Source organism: Catenulispora sp. MAP12-49 (genome assembly GCF_041262705.1).
Lineage (GTDB): Bacteria > Actinomycetota > Actinomycetes > Streptomycetales > Catenulisporaceae > Catenulispora.
The window spans coordinates 1-16762 of sequence record NZ_JBGCCP010000018.1 but is presented as its reverse complement, the minus strand read 5'-3'; the positions used below and the strand labels follow the sequence as shown (position 1 = coordinate 16762).

Here is a 16762-nt window from a genome sequence, read left to right as displayed (position 1 = left end):
ACTGAGGGGAGTCAAAGATCCCATGCCTGAACCGACAGAGTTCGACAACAGCCCGTACGTCGTCGTCTCCTCCGACTGCCACGCCGGGCTGCCGACCGAGCAGTACCGCACCTACATCGAGAGCGAGTACCACGCGGCCTTCGACGGGTTCCTGGCCGAGCAGGCCGCCCGCATCGAGGCCGCGACCAAGCTCGGGGTCCGCAACCCCGAGTTCGCGCGGAGCTGGTTCGAGGAGCACGAGGAGGGTCTGCGCGGCGGCTGGGACTCCGCGCAGCGCGACAAGGAGCTCGACGCCGACGGCGTCTGCGCCGAGGTGATCTTCCCGGACGCCGACGCCGTCGAGTCCACGACCGCCGCGCCCTTCGGCGTCGGCCTCACCTTCTCCGGCGGGCTGGACCAGGAGCTGGCGCTGGTCGGTGCCCGCGCCCACAACCGCTGGCTGGCCGAGCTGTGCGCGCAGTCGCCGGAGCGGCGCCGGGGTGTGGCCCTGGTGCCGATCACCGGCGATGTGGACGCCGCGGTCGCCGAGATCCGCCGGGCCAAGGAGTCGGGCCTGGGCGCGGTGATGATCCCGGCGATGTGGGAGGACAAGGCGCCCTATCACGACCGCCGGTACGACCCGGTCTGGGCGGTCTGCGAGGAGCTCCAGATGCCGGTCGCCACCCACTCCGGCGTGGCCCCGCGCGACGAGTACGGCGACCACCTGGGCATCTACGTCTCCGAGGTCACCTGGTGGCCGGCCCGGCCGATCTGGTTCCTGATCTGGTCCGGGGTGTTCGAGCGCTTCCCCGGCCTGAAGTTCGGCGTCACCGAGGCCGGCTGCTGGTGGGCGCCGAACCTGCTGTGGTTCATGGACCGGCTGTTCCTCGGCGCCCACGCCGCCGCCAAGCTCACGCCGTTCGAGGAGGTGAAGCGGCCGCCGAGCGAGTACTTCGACCGCAACTGCTTCATCGGCGCCTCCAACACCAAGCGCCGGGAGCTCGCGCACCGGTACGAGATCGGCATCGACAACATGCTGTGGGGCAACGACTTCCCGCACCCGGAGGGGACCTGGCCGAACACCCGCAAGTGGCTCAGGACCACCTTCCACGACATCCCGGTCGAGGAGACCCGGCGGATGATCGGCCTGGCCGCCGCCGAGGTGTACGGGTTCGACGTCGCCAAGCTGGCACCGGTCGCCGAGCGGATCAACCTGCGGCCCTCCGACCTCGGCCAGAGCGGCGGCGAGGCCGCCGGCTGGGCCGCCGCGCGCGAGGTCGGCCGGCACTGGCTGACCGGCCACGACTTCCCGGCCATCGGCTACGGCGCGAGCCTGGGCGGCCACCGCACCGAGGGCGTCGGACCGGAGGTGTCGTGATGGTCGGGAACACCGACGTCGCCGCGGCCCGCTACACCGTCGTCTCCGCCGACGGCCACGCCGGCGCCGATCTGCTGGACTACCGGCCCTATCTGGAGTCGAAGTACCACGAGCAGTTCGACGCGTGGGCCGCGACGTACGTCAACCCGTACGAGGACCTCCTGCACGGCGACGCCGAGCGCAACTGGGACTCCGCACGCCGCCTGGCCGACCTGGAGCGCGACGGGATCGTCGCCGAGGTGCTGTTCCCCAACACCATCCCGCCCTTCTACCCGAGCATGTCCCTGAGCGCCCAGCAGCCGTCCGCCGAGGAGTACGAACTGCGCTGGGCGGGCCTGCGCGCCCACAACCGCTGGATGGCGGACTTCTGCGGCCAGGCCCCGGGCCGGCGCGCCGGCACCTGCCAGGTCCTGCTGGGGAACATGGACGACGCGGTCGCCGAGGTCCGCTGGGCCCGGGAGCACGGCCTGTTCGGCGGTGTCCTGCTGCCCGGCACCCCGCCGGGGACGTCCGTCCCGCAGCTGTATTCGGACGTCTACGAACCGCTGTGGGCGGTGTGCGAAGAGCTCGACATGCCGGTCAACCACCACGCCGGCTCGGCCTCCCCGGAGATCGGCCAGGAGCCGGCCGGGCGCGCGGTCTTCATGATGGAGATCACCTGGTTCGCGCACCGGGCGCTGTGGCACCTGATCTACGGCGGGGCGTTCAAGCGGCACCCCGGCCTGAAGTTCGTGCTCACCGAACAGGGCTCCGGCTGGGTGCCCGGCGTCCTGGAGATGCTCGACTACTACCACCGTGCGCTGGTCCGCCGGATGTCCTCGGCGATGGACGACGCCGGCGCGGTCACCGCCGAGAGCCGGTTCGGCGCCGGGATCGCCGAAGCGGTGGGCCTGGCGCCGAGCGAGTACTGGAAGCGCAACTTCTTCCTGGGTGCCTCCTTCATGCGGCCCGACGAGGTGCCGCTGCGGCACGCCATCGGCCTGGAGAAGCTGATGTGGGGCAGCGACTACCCGCACGACGAGGGCACCTTCCCGTACTCGCGCGAAGCGCTGCGCAACTCCTTCGCGGGGCTGCCGCACGCGGAGATCGCCGCGATCCTCGGCGGCAACGCGGCCCGGGTCTACGGGTTCGACCTGGCCGCGCTGGACCGGATCGCGGCGGCGGTGGGCCCGACCGCCGCCGAGATCGACGAGCCGCTGCAGGCACCGCCGGCCGAGGCCACCTCGCCGACCTTCGGCGCCGACAGCGTGATCCGGGTGTGGTGAGGCCGGAGGCGGACTTTCCGAGGCGCTGATCTGCACCTTTCAGTAACCGGAGCTTAAGCCGTTGCTCGACGGGCATACGTGATCCCGTGGAACACGGCACAAGGCACCAGGCGATCCGCCGCCCTCACCCGGTCGGCGGATCTCTTTCCGTTCGGCGAAGTCCGTTCGCGCCTTCATCGCCCGCTCAGGTCCTGGAGGTTCGCTGTTCGGACCGGAGCCGGTGCTTGGTGGCGGTCGCGGGCCCGTGTTGACCTGTACGTGTGGCTTACATGCCGGGCGGCAAAGTGACCCGGGAGCGGCCGGACGGCCGGTGGACAGGTCTGGGTCTGAGGTGAGCGGAGGGTGACGCCGATGGAGGTTCCCGACCGGCTGTCGCGGGTCGCACGCAGGCGGCAGCGCGCCCAGGCCCGCAAGCGGGCGCGGGCCCGGCGTGCGGCGCTCGCCGCCGGGGCGGCCGGGATGCTGGTGATCGCCGTGATGCTCGGCGCGGCGTTCAGCAGTCCGTCCCCGGCCAAGGCGGTCGCCGCCGACGGCGCGGCGCCGGCCACGACGTCCCCGGCCGTGGTCTCCAGCAGCGTCTCGACCTCGATCTCGACCTCCGCGCGGGGCGCGGCCGCCGCCGCGTCCCCGCCGGCGGCGCTGGCGGCCGGCGTGAGCAGCGCCAACGCGCCCGGCAGCGTCACTCCGGAGCCCACCGCCGGCAACGGAACGAGCAGCGCCGTCGCGGCCGCCGGTCTGGGCTCCACGGTCGACCCGCCCGCGCAGCCGACGAGCTCGCCGAGCGGGAAGCCGTTCGGCGGCACCTCGGTGGCCGGCGTCCTGTACAAAACGGACTCTGGCGTCTCCAGTCACTTCTGCAGCGCCTCGGTCGTGCACAGCGCGGCCGGGAACCTGGTCATCACCGCCGCGCACTGCGTGTACAGCGACGGTCCCAAATCGGACATCGCCTTCGCCCCCGGGTTCCACGACGGCCAGCTGCCTTACGGCTCCTGGCCGGTCACCAAGGTCGTGGTCTCCCAGAACTGGCAGAGCTCCAACGACCCGGACGAGGACGTGGCGTTCCTTCAGGTGGCGCCGTCCTCGAGCGGGGCCTCGCTGGAGTCGGTGACCGGGGCCGACCAGATCGCGTTCGACGCGGGCTTCGGGATGCCGGTCACGGTCCCGGCCTACCCGCAGGGTTCGGACACCCCGATCACGTGTGTGGCGCCGGCGAAGAAGTTCAGCGCGACGCAGACCGAGTGGGACTGCGGCGGCTATCCGGACGGCACGTCCGGCGCGCCGTTCCTGACCGCCGTGGACTCCAGCGGCGAGAAGGGGACCGTCACCGGCGTGATCGGCGGGTACGAGCAGGGCGGCGACACCCCGGACGTGTCCTACAGCGCCTACTTCGGCTCCGCCGTCCAGGCGTTGTATCAGAACGCGACGTCGTGATCGGCGCGTTTCGGCCGATTCCAGCCCGTCGGGTGAGATAACATCCGACACACGCGCAACCACGCCTAGATCGTGTTCGGTACGATTTAGCCTCCCACCGATGCGGCGGGCCGTCGTGAGCCCGCCGTCCCCACTCGTGGAAGGCTCGGCATCTTGCTCTCCGGTTTTAAGAAGTTCCTGATGCGCGGCAACGTGGTCGACCTCGCGGTCGCGGTCGTCATGGGCGCGGCGTTCGGCGCCATCGTCAAGTCGATGGTCAGCGACATCATCATGCCGCTGATCACGGCGATCTTCGGCAAGCAGGACTACACCAAGCTCAGCTTCACGCTCAACAAGTCCACGTTCTCCTACGGCGACCTGTTGACCAACGTCATCAGCTTCGTGAGCATCGCGGCCGCGGTCTACTTCCTGATCGTGATGCCGATCAACCACCTCAACGACCGGCGCAAGGCGCGCCTGGGCATCCCGGAGCAGGCCACGGCGCCCACCGACGTCCAGCTGCTGGCCGAGATCCGCGACCTGCTCGCGGCGCAGCGCAGCGCCGAGTAGCGGCGAGTAGCTCCGCGTGACGCCGAGTGGCGCTCACGGGACTCTCACGCGGCCCACGGCCGGATCGGCCGGGAGTTCCGAGGTCAGGGACTAATCCGTGACGCCGTTCTGCGACACTCGCTCGCATGACCGCACAAGCTCAGCTCAAGACCTCGGTGAAGTCCGCCGTGAAGCACATATCCCCCGGGAGCTGGCGCCGGCATCCCGGCGTGCGCACCGGCGACCAGCTCACCCGGGGCGAGCGCGCCGCCGACTCGATGCGCAACAGCATGGGGTCGTGGGGGTTCGTCTTCGTGGCCTTGGGCTTCCTGGCCGTGTGGATGACGGTGAACGTCATCCTGGACGAGTCGACGGGGCACACGTTCGACGCGTACCCGTTCATCCTGCTGAACCTGGTGCTCTCCTGCGTGGCGGCCCTGCAGGGCGCGATCCTGCTGATCGCCGCGAAGCGCTCGGACCAGGTGGCCAGCGAGCTGGCGCAGCACGACTATGAGGCGGACTGTGCCTCCCGGGAGATGCTGCAGGTGCTCACCGAGGAGTTCGCGGCGCTGCGGACCCAGCACGCCGAGCAGAGTCAGCAGCTGGCCGAGCTGGTCGCGCGGCTGCCGAAGGCGTAGCGGCGGGCCGGAAACGGTCTGGCCGCCTGAGCCTAGTCGAGCCCTGTCGAGCCCTGCCGAACCCTACGGGTGCGGCAGCAGCGCCGGGCATCCCTGGGTCTTGTACCGGGCCTGGTACTCGAAGTGCCAGGTCTCGTCCGCATAGCGGCGGCAGAGCCCGTACTTGCCCTGTGAGGCCTCCAGCCACGAGGCGGCCGACGGCGGCGCGATGTCCATGGCGTAGCCCTGGACGTGCGCCGACTCGTTCGGCGGGAGCGCGTACTGGCGCGCGGCCTGCGGCGAGCCCAGCTGCTTGACCCAGCAGTCGAAGACCCGCTGCTGGTAGGCCGCGGAGCGGTAGCCGGAGTTGAGGACGAAACCCAGGCCGGCGGCCTTGGCGTCCTTCTGGGCGCTCAGGAACGCCGCCTGCGTTCCCCTGGTCATGCCGCTGAACTTCACCGCCTCGTCGGCGGCGGTGTCATGGCTCGTGTTCTCGCAGTCGCCGTTCTCGCCGTCCCCGGCCTCGGTCGGGGCGCCGGTCGTGCTCGGCGAGGACTTCGGGCTGGTCGCGGGGGTCTTCGGGGTGCTGGGCCTGGTGCCCGGGGTCGGGGAGGTGCCCGGGGTGGTCGGCGCGGTGGTGCCGCCCGTCGTGGTGCCGTCGGTGCCCGCGGTGCTCTGCGGGGTCGTCGGCGGGAGGGTCGGGCTCTGCTCGGTGCTCGCGGCGGCCGCGTTCAGGGCCGTGTCGTTCCGCGGGGTGTGCGAACGGCCGGCGATCGCCGTCGCGGTGCCGGCCACGGCCAGCGCGGCCACCGCGACGCCGCCCACGACCAGCCAGCGCCGGGGCTTGCGGCCGGCCGGCTCCTCGGAGCCGTAGCCGTGGCCGGAGTCGGCGCCGGGTCCGTACTCGCCGGCCCGCGCCGCCGCCTCCGCCGCGGCGCGGCCGATGTCCTCGCCGATGTCCTCGGCGGCAGGCTCCTGCGGCGTCTGATCGCGCTGTTCCATGTCAGGGAAGACGTGCGAAAGGCCCTTTCCGTTGCCATCTCCGGTGTCTCGGTTCAGTCACGACCGCCAGCGCGTGGCCGCTTGCACACGGCAGCGCACGCCGAGTTTCACGTAAGCGTGCTCCAAATGCTTGTCAACGGTTCGGGGACTGATTCCCAGCCGGGTCGCGATCTGTCGGTCCGTCAGCCCCCGGCACAGCAGGTCAAGCACGTCGGCCTCGCGCGGTGAGACCTTCTCCCGCCGGGGTGCCGGCCCGCCGAACCGGGCCAGTGCGCGGCCGATCCGGGGCCGCACGGCCTCGGCGACGGCCAGGTCGTGCTGCGTGAAGTCGGGGGAGGAGCGGTTGAAGAGCACGACGACCCGCCGCTGCTGGTCCGGCCGTACCGTCATCACCAGCTGGCGCCGGGCGCCCAGCGGGGCGAACAGCGCGGGGAAGACCGGCAGCCGGTGGAACTCGTGGTCGGTCTGCAGATCCGAGCGCCGCGTCGCCGTGCCCGCGCCGTGCCAGGCCGCGGCCATCAGCGGATCGTCGGCGTGCGCGGCGAGCACGGCGGCCTGTTCGGCGCTGACCGACCCGGGCGGCTCGGCCCGGCAGGATCCCGGATGCCGCCGCTCGGAGTCCAGCCACAGCACGGTGTCGGCGGGGACCGAGCGGCGCAGCACCGGCAGCAGCCGGTCCACCAGCTCGCCCTCCTCGACCGCGCCGAGCAGGACGTCCGCCACCGCCAGGACCCGGCGCAGCCCCACTTCGCCCGGAGTCGGGACGCGGGTTCCGGGGGCGGATCGCGGACGGGGCGGGAGCTGGGCCGGGGAAGTTTGCTGAGCCGGAGAGGGCATGGAGTCACCTGCGATCGCTACGGGTGCGGCGGCTTCGGTAGCGGGGGATGCCCGAGGTGGTGCTGCTCGGCAGGACATCACCGTCAAAGTGGACACCATGCACACTAGCGAGCATCAGCGGCCTCGGAAACGGCCATCCTCCGGTCCGTGGACGGGAACAACCTGTGCTTCTGAGAAGCTGGGATCGTAAGGCGGGATGATCCCGAAGCTCGGCGGAAGAGGGGCGCACATGCTGGTCGACACGTTCGGCAGAACGGCGACGGACTTGCGGGTGTCCCTGACCGACCGCTGCAACCTGCGCTGCACCTACTGCATGCCCGCCGAGGGCCTGCCCTGGCTGCCCAAGGCGGAACTGCTCACCGACGAGGAGATCCTGCGCCTGATCGGCATCGCGGTCCGGTTCCTGGGCGTGGACCAGGTGCGCTTCACCGGCGGCGAACCGCTGATCCGGCCGGGCCTGGCGGCCCTGGTGGCCGAGGTGGCGCGGCTGGAGCCCCGGCCGCGCATCTCGCTGACGACGAACGCGCTCGGACTGGCCCGCCTGGCCCCGACGCTGAAGGACGCCGGCCTGGACCGGGTCAACGTCTCGCTGGACACCCTGGACCCGGCGGTGTTCCGCGAGCTGACCCGCCGCGACCGGTTCGCCGACGTGGTCGCCGGCCTGGAGGCCGCGGCCGCCGCCGGGCTGACCCCGGTGAAGGTGAACAGCGTGCTCATGCGCGGTGTCAACGACGCCGAAGCCCCGGCCCTGCTCCGGTGGTGCCTGGAGCGCGGCTATGAGCTGCGCTTCATCGAGCAGATGCCGCTGGACGCCCAGCACGGCTGGGACCGCTCGCAGATGGTGACCGCCGACGAGATCCTGACGGCCCTGCGCCGGGAGTTCGAGCTGACCCCCGAGGGCGCGGCGGTCCGCGGCGCGGCGCCGGCCGAGACCTGGCTCGTGGACGGCGGCCCCGGGCGGGTCGGGGTGATCGCGAGCGTGACGCGGCCGTTCTGCGGGGCCTGCGACCGGGTGCGGCTGACGGCCGACGGCCAGGTGCGTACCTGCCTGTTCGCGCGCGAGGAGTCGGATCTGCGCGGCGCGATGCGCGACGGCGCGGGCGATGAGGAACTGGCCGAGCGATGGCGGGTGGCGATGCTGGGGAAGAAGCGCGCGGCCGGGATCGGCGAGCCGGGGTTCGTGCAGCCCGAGCGGCCGATGTCGGCGATCGGCGGGTAGGCGGCGCGTTCCGCGGCGCCACAGGATTCAGGTAGAGCCGAATCCAGTGCGCGTGTCGGCGGTGTCTGATTCGCTGGCCGCATGACATCTCAGCACGACAAGGCCACCAGCTTCCACGCCCTGCACGTCCCCGGCACCCCCCTCGCCCTGGCCAACGCCTGGGACGGCGCCAGCGCCCGGATCGTCGCCTCCACCGGCGCGCCCGCGGTCGCCACCACCAGCGCCGGCGTGGCCTGGGGCCTGGGTGCTGCCGACGGCGGCCACCTGGACCGTGATCGCGCCGTGGCGCTGATCCGCCGGGTCGTGGACACGGTGGGCGTGCCGGTCACCGCCGACATCGAGGACGGCTTCGGCCAGGACGGCGACGCCGTGGCCGCCACCGTCGCCCAGGTGATCGCGGCCGGCGCGGTCGGCATCAACATCGAGGACGGCCCGCGCGACCCGGCCGAGCTCGCCGCGCGCATCACCGCCGCCCGCCGGGCCGCCGACGAGGCGGGGATCCCGCTGTTCATCAACGCGCGCATCGACGTGTTCCTGTTCGGGTTCGGCGTCGAGCAGGACCGGCTCGGCGAGACCCTGGCCCGGGCCGAGCGCTACCTCGCGGCCGGCGCCAGCGGGATCTTCGTGCCCGGGGTGGCGGCCCCGGAGACGATCGGCGCCCTGGTCAAGGGCATCGACGCGCCGCTGAACGTGATGGTCGGGCCCGGCGCGCCGGCGGTCGCGGAGCTCGCCGCGCTCGGCGTGGCGCGGGTCAGCCTGGGCGCCGCCGTCGCCGAGGCCGCGTACGGGCTGGTCCGGCGGGCCGCCGAGGAGCTGGCCAAGAGTGGCACCTACACGGCGGTCGAGGGCGGGATGCCCTACCCGGAGCTCAACGGTTTGATGAGCTGAGGTTTTTAAGGCTCGCGCCCAGACAGCGTTGTCAGCGCTCCGCCCCGGGCCGGAAGGGCTCCACCTCGATGAGGAACCCCCGGACATCCAGGAAGTCGGCCAGGTGCTGCCGGTGGTCCTCGCAGGCCAGCCACGCTTTCCGCCGCTCCGGGGTGTGCAGCTTGGGGTTGTTCCACACCACGCTCCACACCGCCGGATTCCGGCAGCCCTTGGCTGAGCAGATGGCGGTGGTGGAGGAGTCGTCCGAGGTCACGAAGCCACCATAGAACAGCCTCGGAGAGGAAAGAGACGCGGCGTCGAACGGCCACGGGGGGAGCCGCTCGACGCCGCAAGTGGCGCCCCGACGGGGGTTCAGGGCGCAGGTAAGAAGTATGACATGCGTAGACCCGCTAAGGGAATGGGCCCCTTACTTTTCCCGGTCGGTGCGGCGATGCCGTCGAAGCCGCCGCCGGGGCTCAGTCGTCGTCGCTGACGATCCGGCCGGAGATCGGTTCCCCGGACCCGGCCCGGCTGTCCGCTCCCGGCTCTCCGACCTGGTCGGAGCGGGTTTCCTGCTCGTCGTTCCCGGACAGCAGCGCGCGCCGTTCGGCCTGGCTGTACGGGGAATCCGCACCCGGTTGCGGCTCGCGTCCGCCGTTCGCGTAGACCACCGCGACGTAGGGGAGAACCAGCGCCAGCACCGCCAGTCCGATCTTCCACGGCCAGGCGATCGGCAGGATCACGATCAGCAGGAACGCCGCGATCCTTATCCCCATCGCCATCAGGTACTTCGACTCGCGGGACCGGATGTCCTGGCTCAACGGCTTCGGGGCGTCGGTGATGCCGTACACGACGTCCTGCTGCCCGTTCTTGTCCCGCCCGATCCGCATACCTCCAGGCTACGCCCGCCGTCCCGCCGCAGGACAGGACCCCGCCGACAGCGGTCCGGCGGGATCCTGATATGGCGTCGGGACGGCGTTGACGCAGCGTCGCCGCAGGCTAGGAGGCCGGGCTCACCGAGGACATGTTGAAGTCCGGGATCCGCAGCGCCGGCATCGCGGCCCGGTTGAAGTAGTCGCCCCACTCCCGGGAGAACGTCCGCTCCGTCCGGCCCGCCTCGGCGATCCGCGACAGGAGCGAGACCGGCGACTCGTTGAACCGGAAGTTGGTGACCTCGCCGACCACCTCGCCGCCCTCGACCTTGTACACGCCGTCCCGGGTCAGCCCGGTCAGCAGCAGGGTCTGCGGGTCCACCTCGCGGATGTACCACAGGCTGGTCAGCAGCAGGCCGTCGCCGGTGGCGGCGGTCATCTCGGCCAGCGACGGACCGGTCGCGCCGGGCGCCGCCTCCAGGATCAGGTTGTCGACGAACGGCGTCAGCGGCGCGTCCGCGGCCGCCGCGGTCCGCCGGGTGGCCGGCAGCGCGGCCAGCACGCCGTCCTTGACCCACTCCGTCGGCGCGAGCGCGAGCCCGTTGTCGAACACGGAGGTCTCCGCGCTCGAGGAGTAGGCGTCGACGTAAGGAGCGCACTCCAGACCCGGAGCACTCGGGTCGCTACGCAGCGTCGCCTTCACCGGCGAAGCGCCCGCCAGGCTCTCGCCGATCCGGGACCCGCCGCCGCTCTTGCTGAACACCGAGCGGCCGTCCACCGCGTCCCGCAGCGCCGCCGACCAGTAGGCGTAGATCATCAGGTCGGCGACCGAGCTCGGCGGCAGCAGCGTCTCGTACCGGCCGGCCGGCAGGTCGATCCGGCGCTTGGCCCACTCCAGGCGGCGCGCCAGGTCCTGGCCGGCGGCCACGACGTCCACGTCGGAGAAGTCCGCGGTCGGCACCCCGGTCCAGGCCGAGCGGGACCGGTCGCCGGACTTGGCGTTGAGCTGCACCGAGCCGGTGGGCTGCGCGTGCCGCAGCCGCAGGCCGGTGGAGGAGCCGAGGTACTGGGTGGTCAGGCTGTGCTCGGCGTAGCCGAACAGCAGGTTGCCCTCGGCGCGCGCGGCCGCCAGGGTCTCGCCGAGCGCCGGGGCGAACGAGGCGAACACCGAGACGTCGGTCTGCGCCGGCGCCTGGTCCCAGTCCGCCGAGGCCCGGCCCGGGATCAACTCGTTGGCGTCCTCGGCCGGGCCGGACTCCTCGGCCGCCTTCTCGCTGGCCCGGACCAGGTCCTCCAGGGTGGACAGGTCCACCCCGGAGCGGCCGACCACGCCGCTGGCGGCCGAGGCCGCGCCGGTCGCGCCGTTCTTCATCGAGATGACCGTGACCTGCTGCCCGGCCGAGACGCCGTTGGTGGTCAGGGTGTTGTTGGCCCAGCGCAGGTTGGCGTCGGTGCCGGCGTCGACCAGGACCACGGCGCCGTCGGCGCGGGAGAGCTCCAGGGCCTTCTCGACCAGCTGCTGAGGGGTCGCTTGCTGACTGGTCACTGCCCGGCCTCCTGGACGGTGTTGAGGATGCGGATGCCGCGGAACAGCGCGGTCGGCGCGCCGTGGCTGACCGGCGCGACCTGCCCGGGCTGGCCCTTGCCGCACTGGAAGGAGCCGGCCACGACGTAGGTCTGCGGTCCGCCGACCGCCTCCATGGCGCCCCAGAAGTCGGTGGTCGTGGCCTGATAGGCGAAGTCCTTCACCTGGCCCTTGAGCTCGCCGTCCTCGATCAGGAAGGCGCGCTGGCCGGTGAACTGGAAGTTGTAGCGCTGCATGTCGATCGACCACGACTTGTCGCCGACGATGTAGAGCCCGCGCCGCACGCGCGAGATCATCTCCTGGACGGAGGGGCCGTCCTGGGCCGGCTGGAGCGAGACGTTGGCCATGCGCTGGATCGGCACGTGCGCGGCCGAGTCGGCGAAGGCGCAGCCGTTGGAACGGCCGCCGTTGAGGCCCTTGAGCTGGGCGATGCGGCGGTCGAGCTGGTAGCCGGCCAGGATGCCGTCCTTGATGATGTCCCACGCTTGCGTCTGCACGCCTTCGTCGTCGAACCCGACGGTGCCCAGGCCGTGTTCGGAGACGCGGTCGCCGGTGACGTTCATCACGGGGGAGCCGTATTTCAGGGTCCCGAGTTTGTCGAGCGTGGCGAACGAGGTCCCGGCGTAGGCGGCCTCGTAGCCCAGGGCCCGGTCCAGTTCGGTGGCGTGGCCGATGGACTCGTGGATGACCAGCCACAGGTTCGAGGGATCGATGACGAGGTCGTACTCGCCCGGCTCCACCGACGGCGCGGCGAGCTTGTCCCGCAGCAGGCCCGGCAGCGCGTCGAGCTCGGCGTCCCAGTCGTGGATCTCGTTCCCGGTGAAGAACTCCCAGCCGCGCCCGACCGGCGGGGCGACGGTGCGCATGGTCTCGAAGGCACCGGTCTCCTCGTCGACGGCGACCGCGGTCAGCGCGCCCTCGGTCCGGATGCGCTGCTGGGTGAGGCGGTTGCCGGCCAGGTCGGCGAAGTACTTGCACTCCTGCACGGCCTGGAACTCGGCGTCCACGTGCGCCACGCCCTCGGCCCCGAGCAGCCGCTCGGACCAGCGCTGGAAGTGCGCGATCTTCTCGGTGTCCGGCACGTCGAAGGGGTTGACCCGGTAGCTGGAGACCCACACGTGCTCGCCGTGCGCGGGCTCGGGCGCCAGCACCACCGGCTCGGAGTTCACCGGCTTGGACACCCTGGCCACCTCGACGGCCTGCTCGGCCAGCGCGGCGGCGCTGGCCGGGGTGAGCACGACGCCGGCGGCGAAGCCCCAGGTGCCGTCGAACACGACGCGCACGCTCAGCCCGCTGTCCGAGGAGTCGCTGACGCCGTCGACGTTGCCGTCGCGCAGGTTGATGTGCTGGGAGCGGACGGTCTCGACGCGGAAGTCGGCGTGCTCGGCGCCCAGGTCGCGGGCCCGGGACAGCGCCGCCTCGGCGAGATCGCCCAAGGGGAGCGAGGTGAAGGACTCGTCTACGGTCATACCGCCCAACCTAACGGGAACCAGGGCCCCGAGGCGGGTTGTGGAGGTCCTACAAACCAGACGCCCGATGATCTAGCCCTGCGGCGGTTGCGGCTACCGCCGGGTAGCCCGATAGCTTGGCACGGACGTCTTGAAGAAGAAGAACACCGCGGAAACAGGAGTGCTGAATTGAGCCGGTCCGTACTGGTCACCGGGGGAAACCGGGGAATTGGCCTGGCCATCGCGAAGGCCTTCGCCGCGAACGGGGACAAGGTCGCGATCACCTACCGCTCCGGCGAGGTCCCCGAGGGGCTGTTCGGGGTGAAGTGCGACGTGACCTCCGCCGAGGACGTCGACCGCGCCTTCGGGGAGGTCGAGGCCCAGCACGGCCCGGTCGAGGTGCTGGTCGCCAACGCCGGCATCACCCGCGACACGCTGCTGCTGCGGATGAGCGACGAGGACTTCGGGGCCGTGCTGGAGACCAACCTGGTCGGCTCCTTCCGCGTCGCCAAGCGCGCCAGCAAGGGCATGCTGCGCCTCAAGCGCGGCCGCATCGTCCTGATCTCCTCGGTGGTCGGGCTGTCCGGCTCGGCCGGGCAGGCCAACTACGCCGCCAGCAAGGCCGGCCTGGTCGGCTTCGCGCGCTCGGTGGCCCGCGAGATCGGCTCGCGCGGCATCACCTGCAACGTGGTCGCCCCGGGCTTCGTCGAGACCGACATGACCGCGGTCCTGTCCGACGACCGCAAGGCCGAGATCCTCAAGCAGGTGCCGCTGAACCGGTACGCCTCGGTCGAGGAGATCGCCGGAGTGGTGCGGTTCCTGGCCTCGCAGGAGGCCGCGTACATCACTGGAGCCGTCATCCCGGTTGACGGCGGACTGGGAATGGGGCACTGAGCATGGGAATCCTCGAAGGCAAGCGCATCGTCGTCACCGGCGTGCTCACCGACGCCTCCATCGCCTTCCACGCCGCGCGCATCGCGCAGGAGCAGGGCGCGCAGGTGGTGCTGACCGCGTTCCCGCGGCCCTCGCTCACCCAGCGCATCGCCAAGAAGCTGCCCAACGGCGACGCGCCGGTGATCGAGCTCGACGTCACCAACGCCGAGCACCTGGCCGGGCTCGCGGACAACGTGAAGCAGTACATGGACGGCGTGGACGGCATCGTCCACAGCATCGCGTTCGGCCCGCAGGACGCACTCGGCGGCAACTTCCTGAACACCCCCTGGGAGTCGGTCGCCACCGCGGTCCACGTCTCGGCCTACTCGCTGAAGTCGGTGACCATGGCCCTGCTGGACCTGTTCCCCGAGACCGGCGGCTCGGTGGTCGGCCTGGACTTCGACGCCCAGGTGGCCTGGCCGGGCTATGACTGGATGGGCGTGGCGAAGGCGGCGCTGGAGTCCACCTCCCGCTACCTGGCCCGCGACCTCGGCCCGCGCGGCATCCGCAGCAACCTGATCTCGGCCGGCCCGATCAAGACCATGGCCGCCAAGTCGATCCCGGGCTTCGAGAAGTTCGACGGCGTGTGGAACGAGCGCGCCCCGATCGGCTGGGACCTGTACGACGCCGACGCCACGGCGCGCGGCATCGTCGCGCTGCTGTCGGACTGGTTCCCGCGGACCACCGGCGAGATCATCCACGTCGACGGCGGCATGCACGCGATGGGTGCCTGAGCTTCGCCGAACGCTGTGGCCGGACAAAGCGGCCGGGCCCGGAATCCCAAGGACGACTTGGGATTCCGGGCCCGGCCGCTTCTCGATTCGTGCCGTCTTGCGCGCAGCCGCCCGCACGCCGCCAAATTCAGGCGAACCTGTCGGTGGTCTCGGATAAAAAGGTGTTGTACCCGCCGCGGAGGGCGGGGACACCATCAATCTGAGGTTGCCGGACCCGGCGAGATTCGCGATATAGCTTGACGGTCGCGGCACGCGCTATATCGTGTGCTGCGAGCGAATGGGACGCCAGGACCTGTGGTCGGCGCGGAGGGGAAACATGAGTGAGGCGGTGAGCGGTACCCAGGACGTGGTCGTCCCGGCTGCCGACGCGGTGCCCGGGGTTGGCGCGCCCGTGAAGGAGAAGGACCCGAAGCTCTCGGCGATCCCGAAGGGCGCCTGGGCGGTGATGTTCACCGTGCTCGGCGCCTCGATGATGGACCTGCTGGACGCCACGGTGATGAACGTCGCCGCGCCCTCGATCCGCAACGGGCTCGGGGCGTCGAACACCGAGTACCAGTGGATCAGCACCGGCTACGTGCTGTCGTTCTCCGTGCTGCTGATCGCCGGCGGACGCCTCGGCGACATCGCCGGGCGGCGCCGGATGTTCCTGATCGGCCTGACCGGCTTCACGATCATGTCCGCGGTCTGCGCCCTCGCGCAGAACCCCGGCGAGCTGATCGCCGCGCGTCTGCTGCAGGGCAGCGCCTCAGCGATGATGATCCCGCAGGGCATCGGCATGATCCGGGAGAAGTTCGGCCGGGAGAACAGCCAGAAGGCCTTCGCGATCTTCGGGCCCTTCATGGGCCTGTCCGCAGCCCTGGGCCCGGTGCTCGGCGGCGCGCTGATCACGTACGCGTCGTGGCGCTGGGTGTTCGTGATCAACCTGCCGGTCGGCGTGATCGCGCTGTACTTCGCGGCCAAGGTGCTGCCGACGGTGCACCACCGCGAGGGCGACCGGCCGAAGCTGGACTACATCGGCCTGGTCCTGTGCTCGATCGCGGTCGGCCTGCTGGTCTACCCGGTCATCCAGGGCCGCGAGCACCACTGGGACACCGGCATCTGGCTGATGCTGGCCGGTTCGGCGGTGGTGATGGGCCTGTTCGCCTTCTACGCCCGGGCGCGGCACAAGAAGAACCTGGACCCGTTCCTGGAGACCAGCCTGTTCCGCAAGCGCGCCTTCACCACGGGCACGATGACCATCTTCCTGTTCTTCGGCGCCTGCGCGGCGGCCTTCACCGTCAGCCCGCTGCTGCTGCAGGTCTCGCTCGGCTGGTCGCCGCTGCGGGCCGGTCTGACCGGCGCGTGGTGGTCGCTGGGCACGATCATCTCGATGGGCGCCGGCCAGGCGTTCGTGAAGAAGACGCCGCGCCGGGTGCTGCACGCCGGACTGCTCACGCTGGCCGTGGGCATGGCGCTGAGCGGGTACATCATCAAGCACTACGCGGGGACCACGTCCACCCTGAACGCCGAGCACCAGCCGATCTGGCACAGCGGCATCACCAGCTGGAACCTGGCGCCCGCGCTGCTGGTGTCCGGGATCGGCATGGGCCTGGTGTTCGCGCCGTTCTTCGGCCTGGTCCTGTCCGCGGTCGACGACCACGAGCTCGGCTCGGCCAACGGCGTCATCAGCTCCTTCAACCAGCTCGGCAACGCGGTCGCCGCGGCGCTGTTCAGCACCCTGTTCTTCAACCGGGTCGAGAGCGGCGGCTCGCCGTTCCCGGCCGCCGAGCTCGTCTACTGGCTGGCCGCCGGGATCCTGGTGCTGACCTGGCTGCTGGCGTTCACGGTGCCGAAGACGGCGCGCAGTGAGGACGAGATCATGGTGTGACGCCGAGCGGCGTCCCACCCGAGGACTGCGGGGGATTCGGGGGAGCAGGAGGGGAACGGGGATCGGGGACGAAGGTGGCTCGGCGCTTCACGCGCCGGGCCACCTCGTTTGTGCGCCCAGCATGGGTGGTTGTTTGGGGGTGGAAGTCCCCTGGAGGAGGAGGCGGTCCTAACTCCGAGCCGGAGGCAAGGGCGTCATCG

General features: G+C 71.2%; 16 protein-coding genes. 10 read left to right on the top strand and 6 right to left on the bottom strand.

Going from position 1 to position 16762, the window contains the following annotated elements; translation table 11 throughout:
• Nucleotides 1-22: 22 nt before the first annotated feature.
• The 5 genes from ABIA35_RS28660 to ABIA35_RS28640 all read left to right on the top strand — a co-directional run bounded on the left by ABIA35_RS28660 (nucleotide 23) and on the right by ABIA35_RS28640 (nucleotide 5219).
• Nucleotides 23-1357, top strand: coding sequence for an amidohydrolase family protein (locus ABIA35_RS28660; protein WP_370342358.1), 1335 nt, complete (start codon nucleotides 23-25; stop codon nucleotides 1355-1357).
• Nucleotides 1357-2622 carry an amidohydrolase family protein gene (locus tag ABIA35_RS28655; protein ID WP_370359927.1) on the top strand — a complete coding sequence of 422 codons (1266 nt, stop codon included), beginning with the start codon at nucleotides 1357-1359 and terminating at the stop codon, nucleotides 2620-2622. Before ABIA35_RS28660 ends, ABIA35_RS28655 begins: the two co-directional genes overlap by 1 nt.
• 351 nt (nucleotides 2623-2973) lie before the next feature.
• Entirely contained in the window at nucleotides 2974-4053 is a 1080-nt protein-coding gene (locus ABIA35_RS28650) for a serine protease (protein WP_370342360.1), read from the top strand.
• Between the two features lie 153 nt (nucleotides 4054-4206).
• Nucleotides 4207-4602: a large conductance mechanosensitive channel protein MscL gene (mscL, locus tag ABIA35_RS28645; RefSeq protein ID WP_370342361.1), complete on the top strand. Its 396-nt coding sequence runs from the start codon at nucleotides 4207-4209 to the stop codon at nucleotides 4600-4602.
• A 125-nt stretch (nucleotides 4603-4727) separates the two neighbouring features.
• Nucleotides 4728-5219, top strand: coding sequence for a DUF1003 domain-containing protein (locus ABIA35_RS28640; protein ID WP_370359926.1), 492 nt, complete (start codon nucleotides 4728-4730; stop codon nucleotides 5217-5219).
• A 63-nt stretch (nucleotides 5220-5282) separates the two neighbouring features.
• On the opposite strand, the gene ABIA35_RS28635 is transcribed toward ABIA35_RS28640, so the two are convergent.
• A complete protein-coding gene (locus ABIA35_RS28635; protein ID WP_370342363.1) occupies nucleotides 5283-6200 on the bottom strand; it encodes a D-alanyl-D-alanine carboxypeptidase family protein in 918 nt (305 codons plus the stop codon).
• 57 nt (nucleotides 6201-6257) lie between these two features.
• A complete protein-coding gene (locus ABIA35_RS28630) occupies nucleotides 6258-7037 on the bottom strand; it encodes a LuxR C-terminal-related transcriptional regulator (protein WP_370359925.1) in 780 nt (259 codons plus the stop codon).
• Between the two features lie 229 nt (nucleotides 7038-7266).
• On the opposite strand from ABIA35_RS28630, the gene moaA reads away from it, so the two are divergent.
• Nucleotides 7267-8256, top strand: a complete 990-nt coding sequence (moaA, locus tag ABIA35_RS28625) for a GTP 3',8-cyclase MoaA (RefSeq protein ID WP_370342366.1) — start codon at nucleotides 7267-7269, stop codon at nucleotides 8254-8256.
• Nucleotides 8257-8337: 81 nt separating this feature from the next.
• Nucleotides 8338-9144 carry an isocitrate lyase/phosphoenolpyruvate mutase family protein gene (locus ABIA35_RS28620; RefSeq protein ID WP_370359924.1) on the top strand — a complete coding sequence of 269 codons (807 nt, stop codon included), beginning with the start codon at nucleotides 8338-8340 and terminating at the stop codon, nucleotides 9142-9144.
• Nucleotides 9145-9175: 31 nt separating this feature from the next.
• Here ABIA35_RS28620 and ABIA35_RS28615 read toward each other — a convergent pair whose 3' ends face one another.
• From ABIA35_RS28615 to ABIA35_RS28600, 4 genes are all read right to left on the bottom strand, one after another.
• Complete coding sequence (locus ABIA35_RS28615) at nucleotides 9176-9397, bottom strand: hypothetical protein (RefSeq protein ID WP_370342368.1); 222 nt, start codon at nucleotides 9395-9397, stop codon at nucleotides 9176-9178.
• Nucleotides 9398-9599: 202 nt separating this feature from the next.
• A complete protein-coding gene (locus ABIA35_RS28610; protein WP_370359923.1) occupies nucleotides 9600-10013 on the bottom strand; it encodes a DUF3099 domain-containing protein in 414 nt (137 codons plus the stop codon).
• 109 nt (nucleotides 10014-10122) lie between these two features.
• Nucleotides 10123-11541: a metallopeptidase TldD-related protein gene (locus ABIA35_RS28605; protein WP_370359922.1), complete on the bottom strand. Its 1419-nt coding sequence runs from the start codon at nucleotides 11539-11541 to the stop codon at nucleotides 10123-10125.
• Entirely contained in the window at nucleotides 11538-13049 is a 1512-nt protein-coding gene (locus ABIA35_RS28600) for a TldD/PmbA family protein (protein WP_370359921.1), read from the bottom strand. The genes ABIA35_RS28605 and ABIA35_RS28600 overlap by 4 nt, the downstream gene beginning before the upstream one ends.
• Before the next feature lie 168 nt (nucleotides 13050-13217).
• Between ABIA35_RS28600 and fabG the strand changes: the two genes are divergently transcribed.
• The 3 genes from fabG (at nucleotide 13218) to ABIA35_RS28585 (ending at nucleotide 16562) form a co-directional block, all read left to right on the top strand.
• On the top strand, nucleotides 13218-13922 hold the full coding sequence (gene fabG / locus ABIA35_RS28595; protein ID WP_370342372.1) for a 3-oxoacyl-[acyl-carrier-protein] reductase: 705 nt from the start codon (nucleotides 13218-13220) through the stop codon (nucleotides 13920-13922).
• Nucleotides 13923-13924: 2 nt separating this feature from the next.
• Nucleotides 13925-14695: an enoyl-ACP reductase FabI gene (gene fabI, locus ABIA35_RS28590; protein ID WP_370342374.1), complete on the top strand. Its 771-nt coding sequence runs from the start codon at nucleotides 13925-13927 to the stop codon at nucleotides 14693-14695.
• A 316-nt stretch (nucleotides 14696-15011) separates the two neighbouring features.
• Nucleotides 15012-16562, top strand: coding sequence for an MFS transporter (locus ABIA35_RS28585; RefSeq protein ID WP_370342375.1), 1551 nt, complete (start codon nucleotides 15012-15014; stop codon nucleotides 16560-16562).
• Nucleotides 16563-16762 lie beyond the last annotated feature (200 nt).

Coding starts and splice junctions, on each gene's coding strand:
- ABIA35_RS28635 (WP_370342363.1), bottom strand. CDS start 6,200: ATGGAACAGCGCGATCAGACGCCGCAGGAGCCTGCCGCCGAGGACATC.
- ABIA35_RS28610 (WP_370359923.1), bottom strand. CDS start 10,013: ATGCGGATCGGGCGGGACAAGAACGGGCAGCAGGACGTCGTGTACGGC.
- ABIA35_RS28640 (WP_370359926.1), top strand. CDS start 4,728: ATGACCGCACAAGCTCAGCTCAAGACCTCGGTGAAGTCCGCCGTGAAG.
- ABIA35_RS28650 (WP_370342360.1), top strand. CDS start 2,974: ATGGAGGTTCCCGACCGGCTGTCGCGGGTCGCACGCAGGCGGCAGCGC.
- ABIA35_RS28620 (WP_370359924.1), top strand. CDS start 8,338: ATGACATCTCAGCACGACAAGGCCACCAGCTTCCACGCCCTGCACGTC.
- fabI (WP_370342374.1), top strand. CDS start 13,925: ATGGGAATCCTCGAAGGCAAGCGCATCGTCGTCACCGGCGTGCTCACC.
- ABIA35_RS28585 (WP_370342375.1), top strand. CDS start 15,012: ATGAGTGAGGCGGTGAGCGGTACCCAGGACGTGGTCGTCCCGGCTGCC.
- ABIA35_RS28655 (WP_370359927.1), top strand. CDS start 1,357: ATGGTCGGGAACACCGACGTCGCCGCGGCCCGCTACACCGTCGTCTCC.
- ABIA35_RS28660 (WP_370342358.1), top strand. CDS start 23: ATGCCTGAACCGACAGAGTTCGACAACAGCCCGTACGTCGTCGTCTCC.
- moaA (WP_370342366.1), top strand. CDS start 7,267: ATGCTGGTCGACACGTTCGGCAGAACGGCGACGGACTTGCGGGTGTCC.
- ABIA35_RS28600 (WP_370359921.1), bottom strand. CDS start 13,049: ATGACCGTAGACGAGTCCTTCACCTCGCTCCCCTTGGGCGATCTCGCC.
- ABIA35_RS28630 (WP_370359925.1), bottom strand. CDS start 7,037: ATGCCCTCTCCGGCTCAGCAAACTTCCCCGGCCCAGCTCCCGCCCCGT.